This is a genomic window from Pseudomonas sp. B15(2017), from assembly GCF_002113215.1.
Taxonomy (GTDB): domain Bacteria; phylum Pseudomonadota; class Gammaproteobacteria; order Pseudomonadales; family Pseudomonadaceae; genus Aquipseudomonas.
Genome location: NZ_NEJZ01000007.1, coordinates 246,340 through 265,647 on the forward strand (window position 1 = coordinate 246,340; position 19,308 = coordinate 265,647).

Here is a 19,308-nt window from a genome sequence, read left to right on the forward strand (position 1 = left end):
AAAGCCATGAGAGCTGATCTGGAAATCATCCAGGAATGGATCCCCGCCGGCAGCCGCGTGCTCGACCTTGGTTGCGGTGATGGCGAGTTGCTGACCTGGCTGCGCGACCACAAGCAGGTCACCGGCTACGGCCTGGAAAACGACCCGGACAACATCGCCGAGTGCGTGGCCAAAGGCATCAACGTCATCGAGCAGGACCTGGACAAAGGCCTGGGCAACTTCGCCAGCAACAGCTTCGACGTGGTGGTGATGACCCAGGCCCTGCAAGCCGTGCATTACCCGGACAAGATCCTCGACGAAATGCTGCGGGTCGGCCGCCAGTGCATCATCACGTTCCCCAACTTCGGCCACTGGCGCTGCCGCTGGTATCTGGCGAGCAAGGGCCGGATGCCAGTGTCCGAGTTCCTGCCGTACACCTGGTACAACACGCCGAACATCCACTTCTGCACCTTCGAAGACTTTGAAGAACTTTGTCGCGAACGTGAGGCGAAGGTCATTGATCGGCTTGCCGTGGATCAACAGCACCGCCACGGGTGGGCCAGTAAGCTATGGCCTAATCTGTTAGGTGAGATCGGTATCTACCGCGTCAGCAGCCCGGGGCTTGCGGATCACAAAATCGCGGTCTGAACCACGACATTGCGAGGAGAACGAACATGGGACGCTTGATTACCGCGCTATTGGCCGCCTGCCTGAGCCTGTCGGCCGTTGCCGCCGATGCCATCAAGGGCGAGCGCAAGGAAGTGTTCGGTGATGTCACCGTGCATTACAACACCTTCAATTCCACCTACCTGACGCCGGACATCGCCAAGGCTGCCGAGCTGGTCCGCAGCAAGAACCAGGGCGTGATCAATGTCTCGGTGATCAAGGACGGCAAGCCGTTGATCGCCAACGTCACCGGTACGGTGAAAGATCTGACCAGCCAGAGCGTGCCGCTGACCTTCCGCCAGGTCACCGAACAGGGCGCGATCTATTACATCGCCCAGTACCCGGTGGAACAGCAGGAAACCCGCACCTTTGAAATCAAGGTGCAGACCGGCGACAAGATCAACACCATCAATTTCAACCAAGAGCTTTTCCCTGGCCAATGATCAATCTCAAGCAACTCGTACTGGCCAGCCACAACGCCGGCAAACTCAAGGAACTCCAGGCCATGCTCGGCGATTCGGTGCAATTGCGCTCGATCGGCGAATTCAGCAGCGTGGAGCCGGAAGAAACCGGCCTGTCTTTCGTCGAGAACGCGATCCTCAAGGCCCGCAATGCCGCGCGCATCTCCGGGCTGCCGGCGCTGGCCGACGATTCGGGCCTGGCAGTGGATTTCCTCGGCGGTGTGCCGGGCATCTATTCGGCGCGTTATGCCGACGGCAAGGGCGACGCGGCGAACAATGCCAAGCTGCTCGACGCCTTGAAGGATGTGCCTGAAGCCGAACGCGGCGCACAGTTCGTCTGCGTGCTGGCGCTGGTGCGTCACGCCGACGACCCGCTGCCAATCCTCTGCGAAGGCCTTTGGCACGGGCGCATCCTGACCGCTGCCAGCGGTGAGCACGGTTTCGGCTACGACCCGCTGTTCTGGGTGCCGGAGCGTAACCTGTCCAGCGCCGAGCTGAGCCCGAGCGACAAGAACCAGATCAGCCACCGCGCCCGCGCAATGAATCTGCTGCGCCAGCGTCTGGGCTTGAAATGACCGGTGACTCTTCCGCGTCGCCACTGATCGTCGGTGGCGCCGCCTCCTCGCCTCGGACGCCGTTGCCGACGCTGCCGCCCCTGGCGCTGTACATCCACATCCCGTGGTGTGTGCGCAAATGCCCCTATTGCGACTTCAACTCCCACACCGCCAGCCCGGTGCTGCCGGAGCAGGAATACGTCGATGCGTTGCTGGCTGACCTCGATCAGGATCTGCACGCAGTGTATGGCCGTGAGTTGAGTTCGATCTTCTTCGGCGGCGGCACACCGAGCCTGTTCAGCGCTGAAGCACTCGGTCGCTTGCTGGAAGGCGTGAAACAGCGCATTCCGTTTGCCGATGACATCGAGATCACCCTGGAAGCCAACCCCGGAACCTTCGAACAAGAGAAGTTCGTCGCCTACCGCAAACTGGGAATCAATCGCCTGTCGATCGGCATCCAGAGCTTCCAGCAGGAAAAACTCAAGGCCCTCGGCCGTATCCACAACGGCGACGAAGCGGTACGCGCCGCCGGCATGGCGCGTCAGGCCGGGTTCGATAACTTCAACCTCGACCTGATGCACGGCTTGCCGGACCAGTCGCTGGACGATGCCCTGAGCGATCTGCTCCAGGCGATCGAACTGAAGCCGACGCATATTTCCTGGTATCAGCTGACGCTGGAGCCGAACACCGTGTTCTGGAACCAGCCGCCGGTGCTGCCGGAAGACGACACGCTGTGGGACATTCAAGAGGCCGGACAGGCGCTGCTGGCCGAGCACGGTTACGCGCAATATGAAGTTTCGGCCTATGCGCAACCGGGTCGCCCGGCGCGGCACAACCTGAATTACTGGAGCTTCGGCGACTTCATCGGTATCGGCGCCGGCGCCCACGGCAAGCTCAGTCACCCGGACGGGCGCATCGTCCGCACCTGGAAGACGCGCCTGCCGAAGGACTACCTCAACCCGGCCAAAAGCTTCCAGGCAGGCGAGAAAGCCCTCACCAACGACGAAATGCCGTTCGAGTTCCTGATGAACGCCCTGCGCCTGACCGCCGGCGTCGAATCGCGTCTGTACCCGGAGCGCACCGGACTGCCGCTGGAGAGTCTCGACGAACACCGGCGCGAGGCCGAACAAAGCGGTCTGTTGCAGGTCGAACCGTCACGTCTGGCGGCCACCGAGCGCGGACAGCTGTTCCTCAATGACTTGCTGCAGAAATTTCTGAGCTGACCGCTCTTAAGGAAACCGCATGGATTTGATACTCGACCTGCTCACCACCGTGTCCCGCTGGAGCCGCAGCAACCTCTCGGAAATCGCTCTGGCGCTGGTGGGCTGTCTGCTGGTGCTGTTTGGCGCCGACTTCAAGGGCTGGGTCGAGCAACGGCTGGGCAGCATCGCCGGCGCCCTGCGCGTCCCGCTGATGGCCCTGCTGTGCATGATCGGCAGCGGCGCGGCGCTGATTTACGCCACACCTTGGGTGGTGAAGGGGCTGAGCCAGTTCAACAACTACAGCCTGGCGCCGGTGTTGCTGGTGGTGCTGGTGTTGATCGGCGTGGTCGCGGATCGCCGCTGATTTTCAGCTACTACCCAAAACGACTGTGGGAGCGAGCTTGCTCGCGATGGCGGTGTAACAGACGACATAAATGTTGAATGTGACGGCCTCATCGCGAGCAAGCTCGCTCCCACAGTTTTTATTGCGTGATGCTTAGGACTGCTTTTCGAACTTCAGATCCCACACGCCATGCCCAAGACGTTCGCCGCGGCGTTCGAACTTGGTGATCGGGCGTTCGACCGGGCGTGGCACGCACTTGCCGTCTTCGGCGAGGTTGCGGTAGCCCGGGGCGACGTTCATCACTTCCAGCATGTATTCGGCGTATGGCTCCCAGTCGGTGGCCATGTGCAGAATGCCGCCAACCTTCAGCTTGCTGCGCACCAGTTCAGCGAAGGACGCCTGAACAATGCGGCGCTTGTGGTGACGGCTCTTGTGCCACGGATCCGGGAAGAACAGCATCAGGCGATCGAGGCTGTTGTCGGCGATGCAGCGGTTGAGCACTTCGATCGCGTCGCAATCGTAGACCCGCAGGTTGGTCAGGCCCTGAGTCAGCACGCCATTGAGCAGCGCGCCGACACCCGGACGGTGAACTTCGACACCGATGAAATCCTGTTCCGGCGCAGCGGCGGCCATTTCCAGCAGCGAGTGGCCCATGCCGAAACCGATCTCCAGCGAACGCGGCGCGGAACGGCCGAACACCTGGTCGTAATCCACCGGCGCATCGGCCAGCGGCAGGACGAACTTCGGCGCGCCCTGATCCAGGCCGCGCTGCTGGCCTTCGGTCATGCGCCCGGCGCGCATCACAAAACTCTTGATGCGGCGGTGTTGGCGCTCGTCGCCTTGTTCCGTCTGGATTGGCGTGTCGTTCGATTCAGTCATCAATAGCTCTTACTTGATCAGACCATCCAGCGGCGAAGAGGCACTGGCATAGAGTTTTTTCGGCATGCGGCCGGCGAGGTAGGCCAGGCGGCCCGCGACGATCGCGTGTTTCATGGCTTCAGCCATCATGATCGGCTGCTGGGCGTGGGCGATGGCCGAGTTCATCAGCACGGCGTCACAGCCCAGCTCCATCGAGATGGTGGCGTCGGAAGCGGTGCCGACACCGGCATCCACCAGCACCGGGATCTTGGCTTCTTCGAGGATGATCTGCAGGTTGTACGGATTGCAGATCCCCAGGCCCGAACCGATCAGACCGGCCAGCGGCATCACCGCGATGCAGCCGATTTCCGCCAGTTGCCGGGCGATGATCGGGTCATCACTGGTGTAGACCATCACGTCGAAACCTTCCTTGACCAGCACTTCGGCGGCCTTGAGGGTTTCAATCACGTTGGGGAACAGGGTTTTCTGGTCGGCCAGCACTTCCAGCTTCACCAGGTTGTGGCCATCGAGCAGCTCACGGGCCAGGCGGCAGGTGCGCACGGCTTCGACCGCGTCGTAGCAGCCGGCGGTGTTCGGCAGAAAGGTGTAGCGATCCGGCGACAGCACTTCGAGCAGGTTCGGCTCGCCTTCGATCTGGCCCAGGTTGGTGCGGCGCACGGCGAAGGTGACGATCTCGGCACCCGAGGCTTCGATGGCCAGGCGGGTTTCTTCCATGTCACGGTACTTGCCGGTACCGACCAGCAAACGCGACTGGTAAGTACGACCGGCCAGAACGAAAGGCTTGTCGCTACGAACGATGCTCATGGGGAATCCTCTGTTGGGGTGAGGGTCTTGCAGAATTGTCGGCCCATGCAGGCCTGGCGACTAGCCGCCGCCTATCGCGTGCACGACTTCGACATTGTCGCCGTCGTTCAGCGTGGTGTCGGCGTGCTGGCTGCGCGGGACGATATCCAGATTGAGTTCGACCGCGACGCGGCGTCCGGTCAGATCCAGACGGGTCAGCAGGGCCGCAACGGTTTCACCGTCGGGCAGTTCAAAGGATTCACCGTTCAACTGAATGCGCATGCGCAACGCCGCCATCACTTTTTAGGGGGTGGCATTCTAGCCCGATCATGACCTAAAGGTCAGCACCAAGCGTCAAGCGGTTGGCTGCAGGCGCCAGGCGGCGAGTCCGAGGCACAGCCAGCCGATCAGGAATGCCAGGCCACCGAATGGGGTGATGATGCCAAGCTTGCCGATGCCGAGGGTGGTCAACAGGTACAGGCTGCCGGAGAACAGCAGGATACCGACGGTGAACGAGATACCGGCCCAGGCGACCAGACGCCCCTGAAGCTGCGTGGCCAGCAGCGCCACGCCGAACAGCGCCAATGCGTGTACCAACTGATACGTGACGCCAGTGTGGAAGATCGCCAGGTAATCCGGGGTCAGGCGGTTTTTCAGGCCATGGGCGGCGAATGCACCAAGGCCGACACCCGTGAAACCAAAGAAGGCAGCCAGCATCAGAAAGCTACGCAGCATGTAGAACTCCACTCAGACTCGATCGGCAGGGTCTGTATAATGGCCCGCTCAACCGGTTCGGCCAAGCCATCTCTATGCTGCGTTTATTTCTCCGTCGTTTCACGAAGGCCCTGCTCTGGTTCGCGGGCGGCAGTGTATTGCTGGTGTTGGTGTTTCGCTTCGTGCCGCCGCCGGGCACGGCGTTGATGGTCGAGCGAAAGATCGAATCCTGGGTCGACGGCGAGCCGATCGATCTGCAACGCACCTGGAAGCCGTGGGACGAGATCTCCGATGATCTGAAGGTCGCGGTAATTGCCGGCGAAGACCAGAAATTCCCCGAGCACTGGGGTTTTGACCTGAGTGCAATCAAAGCTGCACTGGCCCACAACGAACTCGGTGGCTCGATTCGCGGCGCCAGTACCCTGAGCCAGCAAGTGTCGAAGAACCTGTTCCTGTGGTCGGGCCGCAGTTATCTGCGCAAAGGCCTGGAAGCCTGGTTCACCGCGTTGATCGAAGTGTTCTGGCCCAAGCAGCGGATTCTCGAGGTGTACCTGAACAGCGTCGAGTGGGATGACGGCGTGTTCGGCGCCGAAGCGGCGGCACGGCATCACTTCGGCGTAGGTGCCAAGTCATTGTCCCGGCAGCAGGCGAGTTATCTGGCGGCCGTACTGCCGAATCCCCGGGTGTGGAGCGCCAGTCATCCGACTGCTTACGTGTCGCGCCGCGCCGGATGGATTCGCCAGCAGATGAGCCAGCTGGGTGGCGACAGCTATCTGCTGACACTCGATGAGTCACGTCGGGCACCCTGGGCCCAATGAGTTTCTGAAGCGCACACGAAAACGCCCCGATCATCACTGATCGGGGCGTTTTTTATTGCCAGACTACCGGTTATGCGGCAATCGACAACTTGAGCTTGTTCATCGCGCTCTTCTCGAGCTGACGGATCCGCTCGGCCGACACGTTGTACTTCTGCGCCAGATCGTGCAGCGTGGCTTTCTCTTCTGCCAGCCAGCGCTGGTAGAGAATGTCGCGGCTGCGTTCGTCCAGCACTTCCAGCGCTTCGTGCAGATTGTGATTGGAGTTGTCGCTCCAGTCGGCATCTTCCAGTTGACGCGCCGGGTCGTACCGGTGGTCTTCCAGGTAGTTGGCCGGCGACTGGAAAGCACTGTCGTCGTCGGCTTCGGCAGCCGGGTCGAAGGCCATGTCATGGCCGGTCAGGCGACTTTCCATCTCACGCACTTCACGCGGCTCGACGCCGAGGCTTTCCGCCACACGGTGGACTTCCTCGTTGTTCAGCCAGGCCAGACGCTTCTTCTGGCTGCGCAGGTTGAAGAACAGCTTGCGCTGGGCCTTGGTGGTCGCGACTTTCACGATCCGCCAGTTGCGCAGGATGAACTCGTGAATCTCGGCCTTGATCCAGTGCACCGCGAAGGACACCAGACGCACGCCCATTTCCGGGTTGAAACGCTTAACGGCCTTCATCAGGCCGACGTTACCTTCCTGGATCAGGTCAGCCTGAGCCAGACCGTAGCCGGAATAGCTACGGGCGATGTGTACGACAAACCGCAGGTGGGCGAGCACCATCTGCCGAGCCGCCCCCAGATCCTGCTCATAGTAGAGACTCTCGGCCAGTTCACGCTCCTGCTCCGGCGTCAGCAATGGAATGCTGTTGACGGTGTGCACGTAGGCTTCCAGGTTTGCGCCTGGAACCAATGCATACGCAGGTTGCAAAGAATTGGACATACGGAAAAACCTCCGACTTACATACTCATGCTTTTCAGCATTGCGAAAAATTGACCGGAAACTCAAATGAAAGTTTCCTTAACCACTGAAAGGTCAATCACGCGCAAAAAAGATTCTACTTCGGCGCCAACTCCCTGAGATGACGTGCGACTGCAATCCATGCACCGATATAACCCAACAGCACCGCGCCAAGCAAGAGCGACAGACCGTCGGCAACTGGCACGCCGGCCAGTGCGAAGTCACTGCCGTACAAGCCGGCCAGCCCGACCACCGCGTCATTCAGCCAGTCCAGGCCGAACGCCAATACACCCCAGGACAGCAGCCCCGCACCGAAGCCATACAACGCGCCCATATAAAGGAAAGGACGACGCACATAGCTGTCGGTGCCGCCGACGAGTTTAATCACTTCTATCTCGGTGCGGCGGTTTTCAATATGAAGACGAATGGTATTGCCTATCACCAAAAGCAATGCGGAAACCAGCAACACCGTCAGACCGAACACAAAACGGTCGCCGAGCTTGAGGATGGCGGCCAGACGCTCGACCCAGACTAGATCAAGTTGCGCCTGTTGTACCTTCGGCAGCTCGGAAAGTTTTTGTCTTAATGCTTCCAGGGTCGACTTGTCGACCTCGTTCGGCGTCACCAGCACCACGCCCGGCAGCGGGTTTTCCGGCAGCTCGCGCAGGGCTTCGCCCAGTCCCGACTGCTGCTGGAATTCTTCCAGCGCCTGGTCGCGGCCGACATATTCAGCATCAGCTACGCCGGGCATGCCTTTGATCTGGTCGCGCAACGCTTCGCCCTGAGACGGACTGGCCTCGAGCTCCAGGTACAGCGAAATCTGCGCCGCGCGCTGCCACGAGCCGCCCAGGCGCTCGACGTTGCTCAGCAACAGCGAAAGCCCCATCGGCAGGCTCAGGGCAACCGCCATCACCATGCAGGTGAAGAAGCTGCCGATCGGCTGCTTGCCGAGACGGCGCAGGCTGTCGATCCAGCTGGCGCGATGGCTTTCGATCCAGGCACGGAACAATGTGGCGAAATCCGGGCCGTCGTCATCGTCGTGCTTTTTCTTCTTTGGCGGTTGCGGATCGGCTGCCTTCGGGGCCACGCGCTCGGAAACCTTCGGACTACGTGTTGCACTCATACGCCGGCCTCCCCGTCGCCGATCAATCGGCCGCGTTGCAGAGTCAGCATGCGATGGCGCATGCGCGCGATCAGCGCCAGGTCGTGACTGGCGATCAGCACGCTGGTGCCCAGACGGTTGATGTCTTCGAACACGCCCATGATCTCGGCCGCCAGACGCGGGTCGAGGTTACCGGTCGGTTCGTCCGCCAGCAGCAAAGCCGGACGGTGAACGATGGCGCGGGCAATGCCGACGCGCTGTTGCTGACCGGTGGAGAGGTCGCCCGGATACAGTTCGGCCTTGTCCGACAGCGCCACACGCTCCAGCGCCGAATCGACGCGCTTGGCGATTTCAACCTTGGACAGCCCGAGAATCTGCAACGGCAGCGCGACGTTGTTGAACACCGTGCGATCAAACAACAGTTGATGGTTCTGGAACACCACACCGATCTGTCGGCGCAGGAACGGAATCTGCGCATTGCTGATGGTGCTCAGGTCCTGTCCGGCCAGCAGCAGTTTGCCGCTGGTCGGACGCTCCATCGCCAACAACAGGCGCAACAATGTGGATTTACCGGCACCGGAGTGGCCGGTGACAAACAGGAACTCGCCGCGACGGACTCGAAAGCTCAGCTCATGCAAGCCGACGTGACCGTTCGGGTAGCGCTTACCGACCTGTTCGAAACGAATCATGAACGCTCCCGCTCGGCGAACAATGCCTGGACAAAGGGTTCGGCTTCAAAGGTACGCAGATCGTCGATGCCTTCACCGACGCCGATGTAGCGGATCGGCAGGCCGAATTGCTTGGCCAGGGCGAAAATCACCCCGCCCTTGGCGGTGCCGTCGAGCTTGGTCAGCGCCAGGCCGGTCAGTTCGACGGTCTGGTTGAATTGCTTGGCCTGGTTGATGGCGTTCTGACCGGTGCCGGCGTCGAGCACCAGCAGCACTTCGTGCGGCGCATCGGCGTCGAGCTTGCCGATCACCCGGCGAACCTTCTTCAGTTCTTCCATCAGGTTGTCTTTGGTGTGCAGACGACCAGCGGTGTCGGCGATCAGCACATCGATGCCACGGGCCTTGGCGGCCTGCACGGCGTCGAAGATCACCGAAGCCGAGTCCGCGCCCGTGTGCTGGGCGATCACCGGAATCTTGTTGCGCTCGCCCCAGACCTGCAATTGCTCGACAGCTGCGGCACGGAAAGTGTCACCGGCGGCCAGCATGACTTTCTTGCCTTCCAGCTGCAGCTTCTTCGCCAACTTGCCGATGGTGGTGGTTTTGCCGGCGCCGTTGACGCCGACCACCAGAATCACGAACGGCTTGTTCTGGGAAGCGATTTTCAGTGGCTGTTCGACCGGCTTGAGCATTGCGGCCAGCTCGGCCTGCAGGGATTTGTACAAGGCGTCGGAATCGGCCAGCTCTTTACGTGCGACCTTCTGGGTCAGACGCTGGATGATCACCGAAGTCGCCTCGACGCCGACGTCGGCCGTCAGCAGGCGGGTTTCGAGATCGTCGAGAAGATCGTCATCAATGGCTTTCTTGCCGAGGAACAGGCTGGCCATGCCTTCGCCAATACTGGCGCTGGTCTTGGACAGGCCTTGCTTGAGGCGGGCGAAGAAGCCGGCCTTGGTTTCCTCGGTGCGCGGGGCCTCGACCGGGGTTTCCACAAGAGCGACTGGCGCTACGGCGACTGGTGCAGGTGCAGGTGCAGGTGCAGGTGCAGGTGCAGGTGCAGGTGCAGGTGCAGGTGCAGGTGCAGGTGCAGGCTCGGGCGTTTCAACAATCGGGGCAACCGGGGCAGCAACCACAGGTTCTGGAATGACAGGAGCGGCTTCCACCACTGGCGCCTGAGCAGGTTCCGGCGTAAACGCAACCGGCGCAGGAATCGGCGGCGTAACGTGCGGCGCGGCCTCTTCCACCAGCGCCACCGGCTCTTCCGCCACCGGCAAGGTCAGCCACGGCTCACTGGCCGGGGTCAGCGGCAATTCGGCGGCAGCCGGCGCTTCAGGCTCGGCCTCGGCCACCGGTTGCAACACCGGCTCGGCGATCGGCAGCACAACCGGTGCCGGCGCTTCTTCTAATACGGGAGCAGGCGCGGGGGCTGGCTCAGGAATGGCAGTCGGCTGTTCGATGACGGGTTCCTGCGGTTTCTTGCGCAGCCATCCGAACAGGCTTTTCTTCTCGCCAGCCGCAGCTGGGGTCTTCTTGTCGTCGTTGGAACCAAACATGGAGGACGGCTATCTCACGGTAGCGACGCGCCACAGGGGCGCCCCGGCAAATAAATATTCGATGCAGAACAGACTGTGTTTCACCCAGCTTGTTCACGCGCAACATTTTGTCGAGGCACCAACGGCACCTCAAAGGAATCGTTTTAATGAAGGACTGGCCGGCAAAATCGGCGAAAAAGCGAAGTTTAGCTGATAAACCAAAGCCTTCTGCCGCAAACCCATACAACCTGATCAGGTTTCAAAACCGGATAGGCGTGGTCGCCGGTAAAACGGATCAGTATCCTAGCACCCTCTCGCCCGCCGACGCTAAGACCAAGCGGGCAGCCCAACAGGTTTAAAAACGAATGAATGCTCTAGCCCGCCGCGCCGCAGGCCTGCTGCTCAGCACAGTCTGCCTGCCCCTTTCGGCCCTGGCGGCCGATCCGCAACCGACTCACGAATTTACCCTCGACAACGGCCTGAAGGTCGTCGTGCGCGAAGACCATCGCGCGCCGGTGGTGGTGTCGCAGGTCTGGTACAAGGTCGGTTCCAGCTACGAAACCCCGGGCCAGACCGGTCTGTCCCACGCCCTCGAGCACATGATGTTCAAGGGCAGCGAAAAAGTCGGCCCCGGCGAAGCTTCGCTGATTCTGCGCGACCTCGGCGCCGAAGAGAACGCCTTCACCAGCGACGACTTCACCGCTTATTACCAGGTGCTGGCCCGCGACCGTCTGGGCGTGGCCTTCGAACTGGAAGCCGACCGCATGGCCAGCCTGCGGCTGCCGGCCGACGAGTTCGCCAAGGAAATCGAAGTCATCAAGGAAGAGCGCCGCCTGCGCACCGACGACAAGCCGATGTCCAAGGCCTACGAGCGCTACAAGGCCATGGCCTACCCGGCCAGCGGTTATCACACGCCGACCATCGGCTGGATGGCCGACCTTGAGCGGATGAAGGTCGAAGAGCTGCGTCACTGGTATCAGTCCTGGTACGTGCCGAACAACGCCACATTGGTGGTGGTCGGCGACGTGACCCCGGACGAGGTGAAAAGCCTCGCCCAGCGCTACTTCGGGCCGATCCCGAAACGCGACGTGCCACCGGCGAAAAAGCCGCTGGAGCTGGCGGAACCGGGTGAACGCCAGATCACCCTGCATGTGCAGACCCAACTGCCAAGCCTGATGCTCGGTTTCAACGTTCCGAGCATCGCCACCGCCGAAGACAAACGCTCGGTCAACGCCTTGCGCCTGATTTCGGCGTTGCTGGACGGCGGCTACAGCGGCCGCATCCCGACCCAGCTGGAGCGCGGTGAAGAGCTGGTGTCCGGCGGTTCGTCGAGTTACGACGCCTACACTCGCGGCGACAGCCTGTTCACCCTGTCGGCCACGCCGAACACCCAGAAGAAAAAGACCATGGCCCAGGCTGAAGCCGGTCTGTGGAAACTTTTGGATCAGCTGAAAACCACCGCACCGTCCGCCGAAGAGCTGGAGCGCGTGCGTGCGCAGGTTATCGCCGGCCTGGTCTTCGAGCGCGATTCGATCACCAGCCAGGCCACCGCCATCGGCCAGCTGGAGACCGTCGGTCTGTCGTGGAAACTGATGGACACCGAACTGGCCGATCTGGAAAGCGTCACCCCGCAAGACATCCAGAACGCCGCCAAGCTGTATTTCACCCGCGAACGTCTCAGCGTCGCCCACGTCCTGCCATTGGAGACGACTCATGAGTGAGCGCAAAACCCCACGCCTGCTGCTCGGCCTGATCGCCGTGGCCGTCATCGGCTCCGCTGCGTTCTATCTGGTGCCGAGCGACAACACCAAGGCCAGCGAAGCGCTGGATAACGCCAAGTCCAGCCAGAAGCTGCAATCGCTGGCGGAACTCGACGGCAAGGCCCCGGCCAGCCGCAAGCTCGACGTGCAGACCTGGAACACCGCCGAAGGCGCCAAGGTGCTGTTCGTCGAGGCCCGCGAATTGCCGATGTTCGACATGCGCCTGATTTTCGCCGCCGGCAGCAGCCAGGACGGTAACGCGCCGGGCCTGGCCCTGCTGACCAACGCCATGCTCAACGAAGGCGTGGCGGGCAAGGACGTCGGTGCCATCGCCCAAGGTTTCGAAGGCCTGGGCGCGGACTTTGGCAACGGCGCCTATAAAGACATGGCCATCGCCTCGCTGCGCAGCCTGAGCGCCGCCGACAAACGCGAGCCGGCGCTGAAACTGTTCTCGGAAGTGGTGGGCAAACCGACTTTCCCGGCCGATTCCTTCGCGCGTATCAAGAACCAGATGCTCGCCGGTTTCGAGTACCAGAAACAGAACCCCGGCAAACTCGCCAGCCTGGAGCTGATGAAGCGTCTGTACGGCGATCACCCATACGCCCACTCCAGCGATGGCAACGCGCAAAGCGTGCCGAAAATCACGCTGGCGCAACTGCGTGAGTTCCACGCCAAGGCGTATGCGGCGGGCAACGTGGTGATCGCACTGGTGGGCGATCTGTCCCGCAGTGAAGCCGAGGCGATTGCCAATCAGGTGTCCGCTGCGCTGCCAAAAGGCCCGGCGCTGGCGAAAATCGAGCAACCGACCGAACCGAAGGCCGGCATCGGCCACATCGAGTTTCCGTCGAAGCAGACCAACCTGATGATCGCGCAACTGGGCATCGACCGTGACGACCCGGACTACGCCGCGCTGTCGATGGGCAACCAGATCCTCGGCGGTGGCGGTTTCGGCACCCGGCTGATGAGCGAGGTGCGTGAGAAGCGCGGCCTGACCTACGGCGTGTATTCGGCCTTCAGCCCGATGCAGGCTCGTGGCCCGTTCATGATCAACCTGCAGACCCGCGCGGAAATGAGCGAAGGCACCCTGAAACTGGTGCAGGACGTGCTCGCCGACTACCTCAAGACCGGCCCGACCCAGAAAGAACTGGACGACGCCAAGCGCGAACTGGCCGGCAGCTTCCCGCTGTCCACCGCGAGCAATGCCGATATCGTCGGTCAGCTCGGCGCCATGGGGTTCTACAACCTGCCGCTGAGCTATCTGGACGACTTCATGCGTCAGTCCCAAAGCCTGACGGTCGAGCAGGTTCGCGACGTTCTGAACAAACACTTGAGCACGGATAAACTGGTCATCGTCAGCGCTGGCCCGACCGTGCCGCAAAAGCCGTTACCGGCCCCATCTGATAAACCTGCCGAGCAGCCGCTCGGGGTTCCGGAGCATTAATGGCCAGTCCAAAGAAACCTGTACAAAAACTGCACAACGGGGTGAACCAGTTGCGCATCATCGGCGGCGAATGGCGCAGCCGCAAACTGAGCTTTCCTGATGCGCCGGGCCTGCGTCCGACGCCGGATCGGGTACGCGAAACCCTGTTCAACTGGCTCGCGCCGTACGTTGCCGGGGCCAAGGTTCTCGATCCGTTCGCCGGCAGCGGCGCACTGTTTCTGGAAGCGCTGTCCCGTGGCGCAGCAATGGGTCAGGCCCTGGACGCCAGCCATGTTGCGGTCTCCAGCCTGAAAGAACACCTCGGCACGCTGCGCTGCACCAACGGCCACGTACAGACCGCCGATGCGCTGCGCTACCTGGAAACCCAGACCGCGACTCCGTTCGACCTGGTGTTCCTCGACCCGCCGTTCAACCAGAACCTGCTGCCGTCGGTGTGCACATTGCTGGAAGAGCGCCAATGGCTGGCCGAAGATTCGTGGATCTACACTGAAAGCGAAACCGCACCATCGACCCTCGGCCTGCCGGGCAACTGGCGCCTGCACCGCGAGCAGAAATCCGGGCGGGTGTACTACGCGTTGTGGCAGCGCAGCCTGCCCGCTCTCTGACACCGTCGATGCATGCAATGCCCGGCGTGCGGTAGATAACTACCGCACGCCTCCCCTGCAAAATCTCCACAGTGGATTACGCCATTTCCGTAATCCACTGAGGATGAATCACTTATGGACACTTTGTGCAGCAGGATGCTGCCTTGCCTGGCCCTCGCCCCGCTGCTGGCGCTGGCCGATCCACCACCGACCACCCATGAGTTTCTGCTGGACAATGGCCTGAAGGTCGTCGTCCGCGAGGATCACCGGGCCCCGCTGGTCACCTCGCAACTCTGGTTCAAAGTCGGCTCGGCTGACGAATCGCCGGGCCAGACCGGACTGTCCCACGCGCTGGAGCACATGCTTTACAAGGGCAGCAGCAAGACTTGTCCGGGTGAGGCATCGGCCATTCTGGAATCCCTGGGCGCATCGGAAAATGCCTTTACCAATAAGGACGTCACGGCCTATTACCAGACGCTGCCCAAGCCTTATCTGGGCGTCGCGTTTGAGCTGATGGCCGACCTGATGTCGACCGCTCACCTCAGACCTGAGGATTTCAACCCCGAGATTGCCGTCATTCAAGAAGAACGTCGCTGGAGTGTTGAAGACAGTCCTCTCGACACCGCAATGGAACGCCTGGAAGCTCTGGCCTATCCCTCCAGCAGCTACCGGACGCCCGTCATCGGCTGGATGAATGACCTGCACGGTCTGAACGCCACTCAGTTGCGGGGCTGGTATGAGTCACGCTATTCCCCCGGCAATGCCACGCTGGTTATCGTCGGTGACGTCACGCTCGATTACGTTCAGCCCTTGGCTCAGCGTTACTTCGGCAGCCTGCCCGGTCGCGCCTTTCCACAAGCCGTGAAACCTCATGAACTGCCGGAGCCGGGCGAACGCCGAATCACACTCAATCAACCGGTTCCTGCCCCACAACTGATCATGGCAATCAACGTTCCCAGCCTGGCTACGGCAGACACCGATCGGACCGCACACGCACTGCAGCTGATCAGAATGTTGCTGGCAGGCTCCCAGAGCGCACGCCTGCAAAAACGCCTGTTGCACCAGGAGCATTTGCTCAGTCAAGTCGACGCCAGCTACAACCTTTACAGCCGTGGCGACACCCTCCTGATAGTGCGCACCCGGCTCGACAATTCGCAATCGGCCACGCCTGACAAGGCGCAATCACGCGTCTGGGATCTGTTCGAGGAGCTGCGCACAACGCCTCCCTCCATCGATGAACTGGAACGCGCGCGAACCCAGTTGATCGCCCAAAGGGTTTTTGCACGAGATTCTATCGAGAGCACTGCCCAACAGCTGGCCGCCCTCGAGAGCATTGGCCTGTCGTGGCAATTGCTCGATCAGGAGATTGCCGGGTTAAAGAACGTGACGCCCGAGGACATCCGTCAGACCGCTGAAAAATATCTGATCCGCGAACGCCTCAGCACCGCCCATGTGCTCATGGAGAAAAAACATGGATAAATCGGCGCGCGTCTTTGAGTCTGTCCTGGCCTGTTTCGCACTCATCAGCTGGCTGTCAGCCAGCCAGGCTACTGCCGCCAACTCGCCAGCCGGCTTTCCCGACACTCGATTGCAATCGTTGCTGGAAACAGACTCCACACAACAGGCTCCACGCCCCTTTACCATCAAGGGCTGGAAAACCACGACAGGCATCAAAACGTTATTCATCCGCACCACGGATCTGCCAATGTTCGACGTTCACGTCAGCTTCGCCGGCGGCAGTGCGCACGATGGCGACACACCCGGTCTGGCAGCGGTGACATTCAGTCTGTTCAACGAAGGCGTCGCCGACATGAGCGATCATGCAGCGATCGCCGAAGTGTTCGACGGGCTGGGAGCGAAGCTCGGGATGGACCTGGATCAGGAACGTGCCACTTTCACGTTGCGCAGCCTGAGCGATCCAGACAAAAGCAGCCGGGCTCTGCAGCTGTTTACGCAAATGCTGGGGCAGCCCGCTCTTACCGAAGAAGCTCTGCTCAGGGTCAAGCGCGAGCTTCGTGGCTTGCAGCTGGCAGAACAGCAACAACCTGCGGAAATTGCCTCGCTGCGCCTGCTGGACCTGCTGGCTGCGGACACGCCATACGCCCGTTCGATCTACGGAACCGATGCCGGCCTGACCTCGCTCACCCGTCAGGCCGTTCAAACGTTTCACAGCCAGACCCACTCGGCAAGCCAGACACAAATTACATTGGTGGGAGACCTTTCCGTCGAACAGGCACAGGCCATCAGCCTGCAAATCGCCAACGCGCTACCCGCGCCCCTCGTTGCATTGCCCACCGTCGAACCGCTCAAGGCTTTCGGTACTGAAATGCATCGCCATGTCGAGCGCACACAGGAACAGGTTCACGTATTGCTGGGACAACCCAGCCTGTCGCGCCAACACGAAGACTTCGTTGCGCTGTATGCCGCGACGCTGATTTTCGGCAGGGGAGCAAACTCCCGTCTGATGACAGAACTGCGGCAAAAACGCGGCCTGGTGTACGACGCCAGCATTCGCAACAAAGACTGGGCGGGCAGCGGCCTGACATCAATCACCCTGCAGACCAGCCCTCAATTCGCGAATGAAACGGTGGCCCTGGTGAAATCGATGCTCAGCAAATTCCGGCGTGAGGGCCCGACACAGGAGGAATTGGCTTACTTCAAACGCCGACTGGCCAACGCCAACATCGTTGGCAGCGCCAGCAACGCGCAGATTCTCGGGCGCCTGGCCGAGATCAACCGGCATCACTTGCCACTGGACCTGGACTTCTTCGCACAACAGGTGCAGCGCCTGACGCTTGAACAGATCAGAACGGCAATGGACAAACATCTGCCGGACGATCAGTGGCGGGTAGTGACGGTCGGTCCGACGGTACCCCAAGTGCCGCTCCCGCAACCGGCCATTGTCCCGACCGTCGAGCCGTCGGGGCATTCGTGTCGCGCCGATGCAGGCTTTGTGGCAAGTTAGACCTCCCTTGAAGTGACAGCCCTTGTATGACTGTCACTTCATGCATGACACCGTCGAGATTTACCGTGCGCGCACTTCTTTCTCCTTCCGAACCAGGTTTTCGTTTCACGCCCGCCTTCGGCCTTGGCAATCCGCACCTGCAAACCTTGTGGGGGCCGCTTTGGCGCAAGACCGTTCACCTTGACCGCCAGCGCGAACGGCTATGGCTGGAGGATGGCGACTTTCTCGACCTCGACTGGTACGGCCCGCACAGCGCCGAAGCGCCACTGGTGCTGGTGTTGCACGGGCTGACCGGCTCCTCCAATTCGCCTTATGTGGCCGGAATCCAGGCAGCGCTCGCCGCACAGGGCTGGGCCAGTGTTGCGCTGAACTGGCGCGGCTGCTCCGGCGAGCCGAACCTGTTGCCGCGCAGCTACCATTCCGGCGCCAGCGAAGACCTCGCCGAGACCATCCGCCATCTGAAAGCCAAGCGGCCACTGGCGCCGTTGTATGCGGTCGGCTATTCCCTCGGCGGCAATGTGCTGCTCAAGCATCTGGGGGAAACCGGCAGCGCCAGCGGCGTACTGGGTGCCGTGGCGGTGTCGGTGCCGTTTCGCCTCGATCAATGCGCCGACCGTATCGGCCAGGGTTTCTCCAAGGTCTATCAGGCGCACTTCATGCGCGAGATGGTGGCCTACATCAAGAACAAGCAGCGCCAGTTCCAGCACGACGGGCGCGAGGACGGTCTTGCCGCACTGGCCGCTCTCGGCTCGCTGGAAAACATGCGCACTTTCTGGGATTTCGATGGCCGGGTGACCGCGCCGCTGCACGGTTTCGTCGATGCCGAGGATTACTATCGCCGGGCATCGAGCCGTTACTTTCTCGGAGAGATTCGCACGCCGACCCTGATCATTCAGGCGGCGGACGATCCGTTCGTGTTTCCCCACAGTTTGCCTTCAGCCAGTGAGCTATCGAGCTCGACCGTGTTCGAATTGCAGAACAAGGGCGGGCATGTCGGCTTCGTCGACGGCACGCTCCGCCAGCCGGGCTATTACCTGGAACGACGGATTCCGCAGTGGCTGGCTGACGCGGGTCGCGGGTGAGGTCATGAGCGATCGGGGCGAGTCGATCCGTTTCTGGCAAGCCGCGCCTCTGGCCGGGGTCGAGCTGTTGACCGCGCGCTACATCGAGCATCGTTTCGCCCCGCACGTCCACGACGGTTATGTGATCGGCATGATCATGGCCGGTGCCCAGCGCTACCGTTATCGCGGCGCCGAACACCTGGCGGGCAGCGGCACGCTGGTGCTGATCAATCCGGATGAATTGCACACCGGCCACAAGGGCACCGAGGACGGCTGGCTGTACCGTGCGTTCTACCCGGACACCGGCAAGATTGTCTCGCTGCTTGAAGAACTGGAACTGCCGACCGCGCCGATGCCGGCCTTTGGCGCAACGCTGTATCGCGACCCGGATCTGGTCACCGGCTTCAGTCAGTTGCACCGCTTGCTGGAAAGCCCCGCCACCGCGCTGCAACAGCAAACGGTGTGGCGCGAAATGATGAGGCGGCTGTTGCAGCGTCACGCGGCGGTGCAAATCAACGGCAACCCCGGCAAGGAGCATCGCGCGGTGGCGATGGCCAAGGAGTTGCTGCACGCGCAACTGGCGGCGCCGCCCTCGCTGGAAGAACTGGCGGCGGCCGTGAACCTGTCACCCTTCCACTTCGCCCGGGTGTTCCGCCGCGCCACCGGCATGCCGCCGCACAGCTGGCTGATGCAGCAGCGGATCGCCTGTGCGCGGGGCTTGCTGCAGAGCGGCTGCGTGCCGGTGGAAGTCGCCGCGCAGCTGGGATTTGCCGACCAGAGCCATCTGAGCCGGCAGTTCAAACAGGTTTATGGTGTGGGGCCGGCGGCCTATCGCAGCGCGCGGCTGGGTCGCTGA

General features: G+C 61.7%; 22 protein-coding genes. 14 read left to right on the plus strand and 8 right to left on the minus strand.

All coding sequences use genetic code 11. The features are described 5' to 3' along the window. The first annotated feature begins 6 nt into the window (after positions 1–6). From metW to CAF73_RS13280, 5 genes are read left to right on the plus strand one after another with little or no spacing between them, the layout of a single operon-like run. Positions 7–627, plus strand: a complete 621-nt coding sequence (gene metW / locus CAF73_RS13260) for a methionine biosynthesis protein MetW (RefSeq protein ID WP_085697853.1) — start codon at positions 7–9, stop codon at positions 625–627. A gap of 26 nt (positions 628–653) precedes the next feature. After that, a complete protein-coding gene (locus tag CAF73_RS13265) occupies positions 654–1,088 on the plus strand; it encodes a DUF4426 domain-containing protein (protein ID WP_085702906.1) in 435 nt (144 codons plus the stop codon). Continuing rightward, positions 1,085–1,681, plus strand: a complete 597-nt coding sequence (rdgB, locus tag CAF73_RS13270) for an RdgB/HAM1 family non-canonical purine NTP pyrophosphatase (RefSeq protein WP_085702907.1) — start codon at positions 1,085–1,087, stop codon at positions 1,679–1,681. Before CAF73_RS13265 ends, rdgB begins: the two co-directional genes overlap by 4 nt. Continuing rightward, a complete protein-coding gene (gene hemW / locus CAF73_RS13275; protein ID WP_085702908.1) occupies positions 1,678–2,883 on the plus strand; it encodes a radical SAM family heme chaperone HemW in 1,206 nt (401 codons plus the stop codon). Before rdgB ends, hemW begins: the two co-directional genes overlap by 4 nt. Before the next feature lie 19 nt (positions 2,884–2,902). Continuing rightward, a complete protein-coding gene (locus tag CAF73_RS13280; RefSeq protein ID WP_085702909.1) occupies positions 2,903–3,226 on the plus strand; it encodes a DUF3392 domain-containing protein in 324 nt (107 codons plus the stop codon). A gap of 132 nt (positions 3,227–3,358) precedes the next feature. Here the strand turns inward: CAF73_RS13280 and trmB are convergent, their stop codons facing one another. The 4 genes from trmB to CAF73_RS13300 all read right to left on the minus strand — a co-directional run bounded on the left by trmB (position 3,359) and on the right by CAF73_RS13300 (position 5,602). After that, positions 3,359–4,084, minus strand: a complete 726-nt coding sequence (gene trmB / locus CAF73_RS13285) for a tRNA (guanosine(46)-N7)-methyltransferase TrmB (protein WP_085702910.1) — start codon at positions 4,082–4,084, stop codon at positions 3,359–3,361. Positions 4,085–4,093: 9 nt separating this feature from the next. Continuing rightward, complete coding sequence (locus CAF73_RS13290; RefSeq protein ID WP_007953385.1) at positions 4,094–4,888, minus strand: thiazole synthase; 795 nt, start codon at positions 4,886–4,888, stop codon at positions 4,094–4,096. 60 nt (positions 4,889–4,948) lie between these two features. Continuing rightward, the gene (thiS, locus tag CAF73_RS13295; RefSeq protein ID WP_007953386.1) at positions 4,949–5,149 is read right to left on the minus strand and encodes a sulfur carrier protein ThiS; all 201 of its coding nucleotides are present in this window, start codon (positions 5,147–5,149) and stop codon (positions 4,949–4,951) included. Positions 5,150–5,221: 72 nt separating this feature from the next. After that, positions 5,222–5,602 carry a DUF423 domain-containing protein gene (locus CAF73_RS13300; protein WP_085697857.1) on the minus strand — a complete coding sequence of 127 codons (381 nt, stop codon included), beginning with the start codon at positions 5,600–5,602 and terminating at the stop codon, positions 5,222–5,224. Positions 5,603–5,676: 74 nt separating this feature from the next. Here CAF73_RS13300 and mtgA point away from each other — a divergent pair, with 74 nt between their 5' ends. Continuing rightward, entirely contained in the window at positions 5,677–6,399 is a 723-nt protein-coding gene (gene mtgA, locus CAF73_RS13305) for a monofunctional biosynthetic peptidoglycan transglycosylase (RefSeq protein ID WP_085697858.1), read from the plus strand. Between the two features lie 70 nt (positions 6,400–6,469). Here mtgA and rpoH read toward each other — a convergent pair whose 3' ends face one another. From rpoH to ftsY, 4 genes are all read right to left on the minus strand, one after another. Beyond that, positions 6,470–7,324 (minus strand): RNA polymerase sigma factor RpoH, encoded by an 855-nt coding sequence (gene rpoH, locus CAF73_RS13310; RefSeq protein WP_007953393.1) that lies wholly within the window; start codon positions 7,322–7,324, stop codon positions 6,470–6,472. Positions 7,325–7,439: 115 nt separating this feature from the next. Further along, positions 7,440–8,465, minus strand: a complete 1,026-nt coding sequence (gene ftsX / locus CAF73_RS13315; RefSeq protein ID WP_085697859.1) for a permease-like cell division protein FtsX — start codon at positions 8,463–8,465, stop codon at positions 7,440–7,442. After that, on the minus strand, positions 8,462–9,133 hold the full coding sequence (ftsE, locus tag CAF73_RS13320; protein WP_007953396.1) for a cell division ATP-binding protein FtsE: 672 nt from the start codon (positions 9,131–9,133) through the stop codon (positions 8,462–8,464). Before ftsE ends, ftsX begins: the two co-directional genes overlap by 4 nt. Continuing rightward, positions 9,130–10,662, minus strand: coding sequence for a signal recognition particle-docking protein FtsY (gene ftsY, locus CAF73_RS13325; protein WP_085702911.1), 1,533 nt, complete (start codon positions 10,660–10,662; stop codon positions 9,130–9,132). Before ftsY ends, ftsE begins: the two co-directional genes overlap by 4 nt. Between ftsY and CAF73_RS30175 the strand changes: the two genes are divergently transcribed. The 8 genes from CAF73_RS30175 (at position 10,661) to CAF73_RS13365 (ending at position 19,308) form a co-directional block, all read left to right on the plus strand. Continuing rightward, entirely contained in the window at positions 10,661–10,855 is a 195-nt protein-coding gene (locus tag CAF73_RS30175) for a hypothetical protein (protein WP_080511029.1), read from the plus strand. The two genes, ftsY and CAF73_RS30175, sit on opposite strands and share 2 nt — an antisense overlap. A 151-nt stretch (positions 10,856–11,006) precedes the next feature. Continuing rightward, positions 11,007–12,362 carry a pitrilysin family protein gene (locus CAF73_RS13335; protein WP_085702912.1) on the plus strand — a complete coding sequence of 452 codons (1,356 nt, stop codon included), beginning with the start codon at positions 11,007–11,009 and terminating at the stop codon, positions 12,360–12,362. After that, the gene (locus tag CAF73_RS13340; RefSeq protein WP_085702913.1) at positions 12,355–13,842 is read left to right on the plus strand and encodes a pitrilysin family protein; all 1,488 of its coding nucleotides are present in this window, start codon (positions 12,355–12,357) and stop codon (positions 13,840–13,842) included. The genes CAF73_RS13335 and CAF73_RS13340 overlap by 8 nt, the downstream gene beginning before the upstream one ends. Next, positions 13,842–14,447, plus strand: coding sequence for a 16S rRNA (guanine(966)-N(2))-methyltransferase RsmD (gene rsmD / locus CAF73_RS13345; RefSeq protein ID WP_085697863.1), 606 nt, complete (start codon positions 13,842–13,844; stop codon positions 14,445–14,447). The genes CAF73_RS13340 and rsmD overlap by 1 nt, the downstream gene beginning before the upstream one ends. 114 nt (positions 14,448–14,561) lie before the next feature. After that, a complete protein-coding gene (locus CAF73_RS13350) occupies positions 14,562–15,905 on the plus strand; it encodes a pitrilysin family protein (protein ID WP_085702914.1) in 1,344 nt (447 codons plus the stop codon). Then, entirely contained in the window at positions 15,898–17,391 is a 1,494-nt protein-coding gene (locus tag CAF73_RS13355; protein ID WP_176247726.1) for a pitrilysin family protein, read from the plus strand. Before CAF73_RS13350 ends, CAF73_RS13355 begins: the two co-directional genes overlap by 8 nt. A 65-nt stretch (positions 17,392–17,456) precedes the next feature. After that, positions 17,457–18,473 (plus strand): hydrolase, encoded by a 1,017-nt coding sequence (locus CAF73_RS13360; RefSeq protein WP_234206097.1) that lies wholly within the window; start codon positions 17,457–17,459, stop codon positions 18,471–18,473. 4 nt (positions 18,474–18,477) lie between these two features. Continuing rightward, complete coding sequence (locus tag CAF73_RS13365) at positions 18,478–19,308, plus strand: AraC family transcriptional regulator (protein WP_085702917.1); 831 nt, start codon at positions 18,478–18,480, stop codon at positions 19,306–19,308.